This is a genomic window from Bacteroides sp. 44_46 (genome assembly GCF_001915465.1).
Classification (GTDB): domain Bacteria; phylum Bacteroidota; class Bacteroidia; order Bacteroidales; family Bacteroidaceae; genus Bacteroides; species Bacteroides clarus.
The window spans coordinates 23,420-35,268 of sequence record NZ_MNQO01000003.1; the positions used below are offsets into that span (position 1 = coordinate 23,420).

7 protein-coding genes are annotated in these 11,849 nt (G+C 51.1%); 4 read left to right on the plus strand and 3 right to left on the minus strand.

Features of this window, described 5'->3' with window-relative positions; genetic code table 11:
* The first annotated feature begins 28 nt into the window (after nt 1–28).
* Nucleotides 29–1,537, plus strand: coding sequence for an MBOAT family O-acyltransferase (locus BHV73_RS03260; protein WP_087412054.1), 1,509 nt, complete (start codon nt 29–31; stop codon nt 1,535–1,537).
* A gap of 419 nt (nt 1,538–1,956) precedes the next feature.
* Here the strand turns inward: BHV73_RS03260 and BHV73_RS03265 are convergent, their stop codons facing one another.
* A complete protein-coding gene (locus BHV73_RS03265) occupies nt 1,957–4,347 on the minus strand; it encodes a glycoside hydrolase family 20 protein (RefSeq protein ID WP_087412242.1) in 2,391 nt (796 codons plus the stop codon).
* Between the two features lie 85 nt (nt 4,348–4,432).
* Nucleotides 4,433–5,269 (minus strand): helix-turn-helix domain-containing protein, encoded by an 837-nt coding sequence (locus tag BHV73_RS03270; protein ID WP_087412053.1) that lies wholly within the window; start codon nt 5,267–5,269, stop codon nt 4,433–4,435.
* Nucleotides 5,270–5,451: 182 nt separating this feature from the next.
* Here BHV73_RS03270 and BHV73_RS03275 point away from each other — a divergent pair, with 182 nt between their 5' ends.
* From BHV73_RS03275 to BHV73_RS03285, 3 genes are read left to right on the plus strand one after another with little or no spacing between them, the layout of a single operon-like run.
* Nucleotides 5,452–6,591 carry an efflux RND transporter periplasmic adaptor subunit gene (locus BHV73_RS03275; RefSeq protein WP_087412052.1) on the plus strand — a complete coding sequence of 380 codons (1,140 nt, stop codon included), beginning with the start codon at nt 5,452–5,454 and terminating at the stop codon, nt 6,589–6,591.
* 4 nt (nt 6,592–6,595) lie between these two features.
* Nucleotides 6,596–9,790 (plus strand): efflux RND transporter permease subunit, encoded by a 3,195-nt coding sequence (locus tag BHV73_RS03280; protein ID WP_009122294.1) that lies wholly within the window; start codon nt 6,596–6,598, stop codon nt 9,788–9,790.
* A 19-nt stretch (nt 9,791–9,809) separates the two neighbouring features.
* Complete coding sequence (locus BHV73_RS03285; RefSeq protein WP_087412241.1) at nt 9,810–11,189, plus strand: TolC family protein; 1,380 nt, start codon at nt 9,810–9,812, stop codon at nt 11,187–11,189.
* A 32-nt stretch (nt 11,190–11,221) separates the two neighbouring features.
* Here the strand turns inward: BHV73_RS03285 and BHV73_RS03290 are convergent, their stop codons facing one another.
* Complete coding sequence (locus BHV73_RS03290; RefSeq protein ID WP_286736449.1) at nt 11,222–11,389, minus strand: hypothetical protein; 168 nt, start codon at nt 11,387–11,389, stop codon at nt 11,222–11,224.
* Nucleotides 11,390–11,849 lie beyond the last annotated feature (460 nt).

Consider the following 11,849-nt stretch of genomic DNA (forward strand, 5'->3'; position numbering starts at 1 on the left):
TTTAACTCATTAAGCCGTAAACCGACCGATGTGGAATATTAGCGAACTTCCGAACAAACTGAATATAGACCTTACCCGCCTGCACGACTTGCTCGTGTACGACCCGCACGCGCCGATGATATTCAGCAGCGGCATTTTCCTGTGGCTGTTTGCCGCCTTTATCGTGTTCTACCTGCTTTTGCAGCGTCGTACCACCGCCCGCCTGATGTTCGTAACCCTGTTTTCTTACTACTTCTATTATAAAAGCAGCGGTACGTATTTCTTTCTGCTCGCCATCGTTACGGTGAGCGACTTCCTCATAGCCCGCCTTATGGCGCATGCCACTGCGCGTTGGCTGCGTAAAACATGGGTTTTCCTTAGTCTGACAATCAACCTGGGATTGCTGTGCTACTTTAAATATACGAATTTCCTGGGCGACTTCTTTGCTTCGCTGACGGGCGGCACGTTTACCGCCATGGACATATTCCTTCCCGTGGGCATATCATTCTTCACTTTCCAGTCGCTGAGTTACACGATTGATGTGTATCGCAAGGAGATAACGCCCCTAACCAATCTGCTGGACTATGCGTTCTACGTATCTTTCTTCCCGCAGTTGGTGGCAGGGCCTATCGTGCGCGCACGCGACTTTATCCCGCAAATCCGCCGTCCGCTGTTCGTCTCCGGAGAGATGTTCGGCAGGGGCGTCTTCTTGATTGTAAGCGGACTGTTCAAGAAAGCGGTTATCTCGGACTATATCAGCATCAACTTTGTGGAGCGCATCTTCGATAATCCGACTTTGTATTCGGGCGTGGAAAACCTTATGGGCGTTTACGGCTATGCGCTCCAAATCTATTGCGATTTCTCCGGGTACAGCGATATGGCTATCGGCATTGCCTTGCTGCTGGGCTTCCACTTCAATATGAACTTCGATTCGCCTTATAAGTCGGCATCCATTACGGAGTTTTGGCGTCGTTGGCATATTTCGCTTTCCAGTTGGCTGCGCGATTATCTCTATATCTCTCTGGGCGGCAACCGTAAAGGTAAGATACGCCAGTACGCCAACCTTATTATCACCATGTTCCTGGGCGGTTTGTGGCATGGGGCTTCCTGGAATTTCGTCTTTTGGGGCATGTTGCATGGTGTTGCTCTGGCAGCCCATAAGTTCTGGATGGGCATTACCGGCAGGAAGAAAGGCGAACGCAGTCATGGTATCCGCCGTTTCTTCGGCATCGTTATCACGTTCCACTTCGTTTGCTTCTGTTGGATATTCTTCCGCAATGCCGATTTCTCCACTTCGCTGGATATGCTGAGGCAGATATTCACTACTTTCCGTCCCGGACTTTTCCCGCAGCTGGTGGAGGGGTATTGGGAAGTGTTTGCATTGATGGGGCTCGGTTTCTTCCTGCATTTCGTTCCGGACAGTTGGGAGCATGCTTGCAGCAAGGCGGTGGTTCGTCTGCCGTTGGTAGGGAAGGCGTTGTTGCTGGTTGCCATGGTCTATCTGGTTATTCAGATGAAGAGTTCGGAGATACAACCATTCATTTACTTCCAGTTCTGAGAAGTGCAGAAACTAAAACCCGCTTACTTGAGTAACTGTTTTGATTCTTTTTGTCAGGTTTTCTCAGAAGTCTGATTTGAAAATTCATCTGATAGGGAACTCATCTGATAGGGTAACTCATCAGATTGGTTAATTAAGCAGATTTGATGATTCATCCGACCTGACAAAACCTAAGCCTGAAAGGCTTTTATCATATAGCCCGGGGTAACACCCCGGGTATGTGAATACCATTAATATTGCGCCCTGTAAGGGCAAAAGGCTAATATTCAATGATTCTGCCCTTACAGGGCGCAGAATACCGAGAACATTTATACCCGGGGTGTTACCCCGGGCTATATGATAAAAGGCTTTCAGCCTTAGGTTACTTCATTATTAACTTCCGATTCTCATTATTGAGAAACTGTTTGGATGCTTTTCTCTTATTCCACTACGATTTCATCAATGAACAGGAACGGTATTTTTCCTTCTCCCGGATGTCCTTTGGGTAGGGCGGGCGTACGCTTAATCAGTACCTTGACATAGCGTGCTTTTACGGGTTCAAAGGTAATCCCGTAGCTCTCCACCGCTTTCTTGCGGCTGTCCGTTTCGGCCGGGAAGTCTTTGCTTGCCACTTCACGGAAACTCTTATTATCGTCCGATACTGATACCGTCAATCCCGTACATCCTGCAATCCAGGCGCTCATATCTACTACGGCATGGGTAGCGACACGTTTTATTTCCGGTAATCCGGCAGTGTTCCCGGCAGTTGCATTTCCGGTCGGTGAGCCGAGGTCGATGACGGCCGTCACATCTCCGTCTATAAAGCCGAGCCAGTCGCCCGTGGCATAGTTGTCGTTGCCGCTCATGCCGTCTACCAGAGTGGCGGCGCCCTTAAAGGCATATTTCGGAGCGGGCTGCGTGCCTGTTAACTCAATCGGCCGGAAAGTGGCTTTATTGAAATCGATGCTTCTTGCTATCACCTTGCTTCTCCCTTCGGGACGGATGGCGACGGCACGCAGGTCGGCGGATTGCCGGATCGCTATTCCGGTTCCGTTGTACCGCTGCGAGGCTGTGGTGGGTTCGGTTCCGTCCAAAGTATAGTAGACGGGGGCATTGTCGATGGTGCGCAATGTGGCCACCACGGCTCCGTTACCCTCTTCGGTTTCCTCTTGGGTCGTGGTGAATTCGGCCTGGATGTCGAATATATGCTTGGCGTAGTTCATACCGTCCCGTTGATATAGCTCCATGAGGCGAGGCAGGCGTCTGGTGAAGTCGGCGTAATCTTTCTTTTCGGGCTGCGTCCACTGCACTTCGGCAAGGGCGGCCATACGCGGCAGTACCATATACTCTACATGCTCCGTTGTGGCGATGTATTCCGTCCACAGGTTGGCCTGTGCGCCGAGGATACGCTTGGCCTGTTCGTCGGTGAGCGAGGCGGTAGGGTCGAGGCTGTACACTTTCTCCACCGGTACGTAACCTCCTATGCCGAGGGGTTCGTCTTTGGTATCGGCGGTTTGGAAATAGTCGAAGTAGCAATATACGTTGGGCGTCATAATCACGTCGTGTCCCAACCGGGCGGCTTTGATGCCGCCGGATGTGCCGCGCCAGGACATAACGGTGGCGTTCGGCGCCACGTCGCCTTCCAAAATCTCATCCCAGCCGATAATCTGCCGTCCTTTGCTGTTGAGGAACTTTTCGATACGTGTCATGCAGTAGCTTTGCAGGCGGTCTTCGGCCGTATGCCGTTTGTCCGCTTTCAAGCCTTCCGCTTGGATGCGCGCCTGACATTTGGGACACTTCGCCCAGCGGGAACGGGGAGCTTCGTCTCCGCCGATATGTACAAACCTGGAAGGGAATATTTCGGTGATTTCCGCCATTACGTCTTCGAGGAACTGCATGGTCTTTTCGTTGCCGATGCATAATACATCCTCAAAGATGCCCCAGTCGGGAGATACTTCGTACGGTCCGCCCGTACATCCCATATCGGGGTAGGCGGCTAAGGCGGCAAGCATGTGTCCGGGCAGGTCTACTTCGGGAATCACGGTGATGTAACGCTCTTGCGCGTACTTCACAATCTCTTTGGCCTGTTCCTGCGTATAGAAGCCGCCGTACGGGGTGTTGTCGTATTCCCCGCTTCTTGCTTTGCCGATGACGGTGCGGTTGCGCATGGAGCCGATTTCCGTCAGCTTCGGATATTTCTTTATTTCGATTCGCCAGCCTTGGTCGTCCGTCAGGTGCCAGTGGAAGGTATTCATGTTGTGCAGCGCCAGCAGGTCGATATACTCTTTTACGAATTCGAGAGGGAAGAAGTGCCGGCATACGTCGAGATGCATGCCGCGGTATGCAAAGCGGGGTTCGTCTTTGATGTTGCCTGCCGGTATCGAGATATCGGCTCCCTGCGCTGTGGCGGGGATGGATTTCCGTAATGTCTGGCAGCCGTAGAATACGCCGTTCTCTGTCCGGCCGTTGATTCGGATGCCTTCGGAAGTTGTTGTCAGCGTGTAGCCTTCTTTGTCGGCAATGTCCGCGTCGAGGCCTAAGCCGATCGCGTTCTTCACCATTTCGCCCTCTTTCAAGGCTTTTACCCGGGGCGCATATCCGGTGGATTGACGGATGTATCCGGACAGAAATTCCGCATTGCGTTTCAGCAAGGCATTGCCTTCGGGGTAGGTGATGGAAACGCTTTTGCTTAATAGGAACGGCTTTTCCTGTGTCAGACTGACCTCTTGGGGGAGAGGAATTACTTGGTAATCGGCTTCTTTCTCCGCCCGGCACGAAGTGCATGCCAGGGCTACGACGCCTGCAAGGAGTACGTGGTTAAGTTTTGTCATCATAGATTTGATTGGTTTTTAATAAGTTTCCCACAAATATATGGAAAAAACACTTATGGACGGAACTCAGCCACGCTTTTCTTCATCATGCCTTTTTGGCCCGGAACGCCTTGGGCGACATGCCTGTATGTTTCTTGAAGAATCGCCCGAAGAATGACTGGTCGGGGAAACGATATTTTTCGGCTATCTCTTTCAGCGACAGTCCGGTGGACTGCAAAGCCACTTTGAGTTCCAGTATAAGAAAGTCGTCTATGATTTCTTTGGCGGTTGTCTTTCCCATTTCTTTGGTGATGGCGGAGAGATACCGGGTAGATATGCAGAGTTGTTCGGCATAAAACGTGACGTCCCTCTGGGTGACGCAATGCGTATGTACCAGATTAATGAACTTTTTGAACAATTCATCTTTCCGGTTGCTTCCCTCTATCTGTTCCTGTGTAAAGAGCCGTTGCACCTTGTCGTACGTATCCAAAAAGAATATCTGGAGCAGGTTTTGGGCGATGGTTTGTTGAAAACGGTTGGCGGAATCTTTGTAAATTGCATTACTGGCTTCAATAAGCCCCGTTATGGAACGCAAGGCTTCTTTTTCCGTATGAGTATAGCAGGCATTCTCCTTCAGAAAGTGGATAAACGGCGGGTCGAGGCGGAAGCAGGCAGCCTTGAACATCTCGTCCGAATAGGCGAAATAGTGTATCCGGAAGTCCTTACTCGCCGATGTGAGGGAGAAGATGGAGTTGGGTAATATCATTATGTTTGTATTGGGAACGATGTGGTAGCGTTCCAAATCAATCGTGATATCCGCCTCTCCGCTGATACAAAACATAAGCGCTCCATTGGGCAATTTGATGAGACGTTTGTAAAAAAAATCCAGATTGTCCGTTCCGGCTCTGAACGGTTCTGCTTGGGTTGTCAATAGTGGATTCATCTTTTCTGATAGTCGTTGATTTACGTCGGCAAATGTACCGGTTCTTTTTGGTTTATTAAATAGCCTGTTCCGAATTTGAACAATCGCGTACGTCCTATGAACTGAGTTTTTGTTCAGAAACGGCATACCTTTGCCCCCGACTTTCAAAGTTATCAGTAAATCACTTTTAAGATAAAAAGAGTATGACAACAAAAAAGAGTATGATGAAACAGATGATAACCGTCATCTGCAGTGCAACATTGGCAGCCTGCGGCAACGCTCCTGCCGTACAAACCCGGTCGGAATATCAGGTGATGGATATCACTACATCCGATAAAGAATTGCAAACAACTTATTCGGCGGCTATCCGCGGACGACAGGACATCGACATTTACCCGCAGGTGTCGGGAACGCTCACCCGGCTTTGTGTGGAAGAAGGGCAGGCTGTGCGCAAGGGACAGATATTGTTTATCATCGACCAAGTGCCGTATATAGCGGCTCTGCGTACTGCCGAGGCTAATGTGGAGGCGGCAAAGGCCGGTGTGGCGACTTCCCAACTGACATACGACAGCAAGCGGGAACTCTATGCCCAGAAGGTTGTTTCCGAGTTCGATTTGAAGACATCCCATAACAGTTTGCTGAGTGCCAAAGCGCAGTTAGCGCAGGCGGAAGCCCAGCGGATAAACGCCGCCAACAACCTTTCGTATACAGAGGTGAAAAGTCCTGCCGACGGAGTGGTCGGCACATTGCCCTATCGGGTGGGAACGCTGGTCAGCTCCGGTATGCCGAAGCCGCTAACAACCGTTTCGGACAATTCCGATATGTACGTTTACTTCTCCATGACGGAGAACCAGATGCTGGAACTTACCCGCCGGTACGGTTCCAAAGACAAGGCTTTGGCGGAGATGCCTGCCGTCAGTCTACAACTGAACGACCGTTCCACCTATCCTCAGGAAGGAAAGATAGAAACGATAAGCGGTGTAATCGACACTTCCACGGGTACGGTAAGCCTGCGCGCCGTCTTTCCCAATAAGGATGGATTGCTTACGAGCGGCGGTTCGGGTAATGTCATTGTTCCCCTAAAGAAAGAGGACTGCATCGTTATTCCGCAGGCGGCCACCTACGAACTGCAGGATAAGGTGTTCGTCTACAAGGTTGTGGACGGCAAGGCGCAGTCCGCTCCCGTACAGGTGACGCGCGTCAACGGCGGGCAGGAATATATCGTAGAGAACGGTTTGCAGGTAGGCGACGTGATTGTCGTCGAAGGTGTGGGACTGTTGCGCGAGGGTACGCCTGTCGTGGCTAAGCCGGCATCGGATAATCAACAGGTAAAGGAGGGATAATCTTATGAATCTTAGAACATTTATAGAACGCCCGGTTCTTTCGGCGGTCATCTCCATCACGATTGTCATTCTGGGCATCATCGGTTTGTTTACGCTCCCTGTGGAGCAATATCCGGATATTGCGCCGCCTACCATCATGGTGAGCACCACCTACTACGGTGCAAGCGCCGAAACTCTTCAGAAGAGTGTAATCGCTCCGTTGGAAGAGGCTATAAACGGTGTGGAAGACATGACTTACATGACTTCTACCGCCAGTAATGCGGGTACGGTGTCCATTACCGTTTACTTCAAACAAGGTACGGACCCCGATATGGCGGCGGTCAACGTGCAGAACCGTGTTTCCAAGGCTACGGGGCAGCTCCCCGCCGAAGTAACGCAGGTGGGCGTAACCACCAGCAAGCGGCAGACCAGTATCTTGCAGATGTTCTCCCTGCACAGCCCCGATGATTCTTACGACGAGAACTTCCTTGCCAACTATATCAGTATCAACCTGAAACCGCAGATTCTCCGTATCTCCGGCGTGGGCGATATGATGATTATGGGCGGCGATTACAGTATGCGCATCTGGATGAAACCCGATATCATGGCGCAGTACAAGCTGATACCTTCGGATGTGACGGCGGTACTGGCGGAGCAGAATATCGAGTCGGCCACGGGTTCGTTCGGCGAGAATTCCGACGAGACCTACCAATACACGATGAAATATACGGGACGTCTCATCACTCCCGAAGAGTTTGGCGATATCGTTATCCGTTCTACGGAAGACGGCGAGGTGCTGAAGCTGAAAGATATCGCCGACGTGGAGCTGGGCAAGGACAGTTATGCTTATAAAGGTACCATGGACGGTCATGCAGGTATCTCTTGCATGATATTCCAGACGGCGGGTTCCAATGCGACGGAGGTAAACAGGCAGATTGACGAGCTGTTGGAAGAAGTGAGCAAGGATTTGCCGAAAGGGGTGGAGCTTACTCAGATGATGTCCAGCAACGACTTCCTGTTCGCGTCCATTCACGAGGTGGTAAAGACGTTGATTGAGGCTATTCTTCTGGTTATTCTGGTGGTATATGTTTTCTTGCAGGACATCCGTTCCACGCTGATTCCGTTGGTGGGTATCATCGTGTCGCTGATAGGCACGTTCGCTTTCATGTCGGTGGCGGGTTTCAGCATCAACCTGATTACGTTGTTCGCGCTGGTTCTGGTTATCGGTACGGTGGTGGACGATGCCATCGTTGTGGTGGAGGCGGTACAGGCACGTTTCGACGTGGGGTATAAGTCCTCTTATATGGCAAGTATCGATGCGATGAAAGGTATCTCGAATGCCGTTATCACATCCTCTCTGGTGTTCATGGCCGTATTTATTCCGGTATCGTTCATGGGCGGCACGTCCGGTACGTTCTATACGCAGTTCGGTTTGACAATGGCGGTGGCGGTAGGTATCTCGGCGGTGAATGCCCTTACCCTGAGTCCGGCTCTTTGCGCTTTGTTGCTGAAGCCGTATATCAACGAGGACGGTACGCAGAAGCAGAATTTTGCCGCCCGTTTCCGTAAAGCGTTCAATGCCGCGTTCGACATTCTTGTGGAGAAGTATAAGAAGATTGTGCTGCTGTTCATCAAACGCCGCTGGCTGTCGTGGTCGCTGCTGGCATGTTCCGTTGTATTGCTGGTGTTCCTGATGAATACCACCAAGACGGGTCTGGTTCCCGATGAAGACCAGGGAGTGCTGTTTGTCAATGTGAGCACCGCGCCGGGCAGTTCCCTGAAAACCACTAACGACATAATGGACCGTATCGAGCAACGCTTGGAAGGTATTCCGCAGAAACTGCACTTGCAGAAAGTGGCGGGCTACGGTCTGTTGTCCGGACAGGGCAACTCCTTCGGTATGATTATCCTCAAGCTGAAGCCGTGGGATGAGCGTACGGACGACGAAGACCAGGTACAGGCTGTTATCAACCAGATTTATGCCCGTACGGCGGACATCAAGGATGCAACCGTTTTTGCCATTGCTCCGGGTATGATTCCGGGCTACGGTATGGGTAACGCTCTCGACCTGAACATACAAGACAAGCAAGGGGGCGATATCAATACCTTCTTCCGGACCACCCAGCAATATCTGGGCGTGCTGAACCAGCGTCCCGAAATCTCCATGGCCTACTCTACGTTCGATGTGCGCTATCCGCAGTGGACGGTGCAGGTGGACGCTTCCAAATGCAAGCGTGCGGGCATTACGCCCGACCAGGTGCTGGCTACGCTCTCCGGTTACTATGGCGGGCAGTATGTGTCCAACTTTAACCGTTTCTCCAAGGTGTACAAGGTAATGATACAGGCCGACCCGAAATTCCGTATGGACGAGGCGTCGCTCGACAATGCTTTTGTGCGTATGTCCAATGGCGAGATGGCGCCTTTGAGCCAGTTCGTTTCACTGACACGTTCGTATGGCGCGGAGTCGTTGAGCCGTTTCAATATGTTCAACTCCATTGCGGTGAATGCCATGCCTGCCGAGGGATACAGTACGGGTGACGCTATCCGTGCCGTACAGGAGACTGCGGCGGAGGCGCTTCCCAAAGGCTACGGTTACGACTTTGGCGGCATCACCCGTGAGGAAAGCCAGCAGAGCGGCACCACGGTTATCATCTTCGGTATCTGTATCCTGATGATTTACCTTATTCTGAGTGCACTCTATGAGAGTTTTATCGTGCCGTTTGCCGTAATCTTTGCCGTTCCGGTAGGTTTGATGGGCAGCTTCCTGTTCGCCAAGCTGATGGGATTGGAGAATAACATCTACCTGCAGACGGGTTTGATTATGCTGATCGGTTTGCTTGCCAAGACCGCTATCTTGCTGACGGAGTATGCTGCCGAGCGCCGCAAGGCGGGTATGGGGCTTATCGCTTCGGCTGTCAGCGCCGCCAAAGCCCGTTTGCGTCCTATCCTCATGACCGCGCTCACCATGATATTCGGTTTGCTGCCGCTGATGGTGGCCACCGGTGTGGGTGCCAACGGTAACCGTTCGCTCGGTACGGGAGCTGTGGGCGGTATGGTAATCGGTACGCTGGCATTGCTCTTTATTGTTCCCGCCCTGTTCGTTACCTTCCAATGGCTGCAAGAGCGTCTCCGTCCCGCACAGGCCGTACAGACGCAGGATTGGCAGATTGAGGAAGAAATGGAAGTGAGCAAGCACGAGATAGAAGATGCGCATAAATGATAATATTAAGACCATAACAATGAAGATAAAACTCATAACTTTATCCGTCTCCTGCCTGTTACTGAGCAGTTGCGGTATCTATACCACCTATGAACGCCCTTCCGATATCAATACCGACGGGCTATACGGACAGGATTTGAATGAAGAGGCCGTTGCCGTTGATACTGCCTCTATCGCATCCTTGTCCTGGCGTGAGTTGTTCACCGATTCACATCTGCAAATGCTCATCGAACACGCTTTGCAGAGTAATACCGATTTGCTTTCAGCCCAACAGCGTATCAAGGAAGCCGAGGCTACTCTTTCTTCGGCGAAGTTGGCTTATCTGCCCTCGTTTATGCTCACTCCCCAGGGCGGTGTCAGTAGTTTCGACAAGTCGAAAGGCTCATGGACTTATACCGGTATCGCTTCCGCCAGTTGGGAAATCGACATTTTCGGTAAGCTGACGAATGCCAAACGCCGTTCCAAAGCTCTCTATCTTCAGAGCCTGGAGTACGAACAAGCTGTCAGTACTTCCCTGATAGCCAATGTCGCCAATCTTTATTATACCTTGCTGATGCTCGACGAGCAATACCGTATTTCCGAGGAAACCGCCGTCAACTGGCGCGAAAGCGTACGTGCCATGCGTGCCATGATGGCTGCCGGTATGACGAATGAAGCGTCCGTCTCCCAGTCCGAAGCCAACTGCCGTCAGGTTGAGGCTTCCTTGCTGGACTTGAAGCAGCAGATTAAGGAAGTGGAGAACAGTCTTTCCATTCTTCTCGGAGAAGTGCCGGGCGGGATAGAGCGCGGTCACCTTGCCGGGCAGGACTTTCCCGAAGATTTGACGGTAGGGGTGCCTTTGCAGCTCCTTTCCCGTCGTCCGGACGTAAAGAGTGCGGAACTTTCTTTGGCGTCTGCCTTTTACAGTACCAATGCGGCACGTTCTGCGTTTTATCCGTCCATCACGTTGAGCGGTACGGCAGGCTGGACAAACTCTGCCGGGAATATGATTATCAATCCCGGCAAGTTGTTGCTTTCCGCTGTGGGGGCATTGACGCAACCTCTGTTTAATAAAGGCTTGAACATTGCACAACTGAAGATAGCCAAAGCCCAGCAGGAAGAGGCGAAGCTCGCCTTTCAGCAGGCTTTGCTCAATGCGGGCAGTGAGGTGAATAACGCTCTTACGCAGGTGCAGACCGCACGCGGCAAGACGGAGCTGCGTACCGGACAGATTATTTCTTTGGAAAATGCCGTTCGCAGCACACAGCTTCTGATGCAGCACGGTACTTCCACTTATCTGGAAGTTCTCACCGCGCAGCAGTCTTTGCTGTCTGCGCAGCTGACGCAGGTAGCCGATCGCTTTGATGAAATACAGGGAATTATTAATTTGTATCAGGCGCTTGGCGGCGGAAGAGATTAATCAATAGTAGTTTTACATACTCTCTCTCGTTTTTATTCTCTCACCCCTTCGCTTTTCCGGGTCTCTCGGAAGTGAAGGGGTTCTTTTTGTTTTTTCCGCTTTTGTTTGTTTTCTTCTTCTTCTTCTTCTACTACTACTACTACTACTACTGCTCTGTTGTTGCGGCTTTTCCTCTGTTGCTTTCTTTGACTTTTTCTCATAAAAAAAGGCTATCTCTCCCAGACAGCCAATCTTTTTTGTTAACCTTAAATCTAATACTATGAAAAACACACTGCAAAGATACTTCTTAGCTGCGTGATATTTCCGTTAACATTTAACATAATACCCGTTTCCCCTTTAACTTATACAACACCCGGCCGTTGATACAGGCCACTGGTGTATAGGCATGGACTCTGACGGTTTTATGGAGATTGGCGTCCTGCATGGCTCAATGATGTCCGGCCGCACGAGTGATCTGGTCTGTTGATAGAGCTTATAGGTCAAGTCTCATCACAGCTCTAAGCAAGGAAAGACCATGCCTGACTGTGTATGTCATGCAGTTCTTTGAAGGAGATGGATATACGGCAAACTAATCTTACCCCGCCCGTGTTCTTTTCGTACCACGGCTGTTGTATGCAAAGAACACAGGTGAAGTAATTAAGTACCACTGCCGTGGTACGA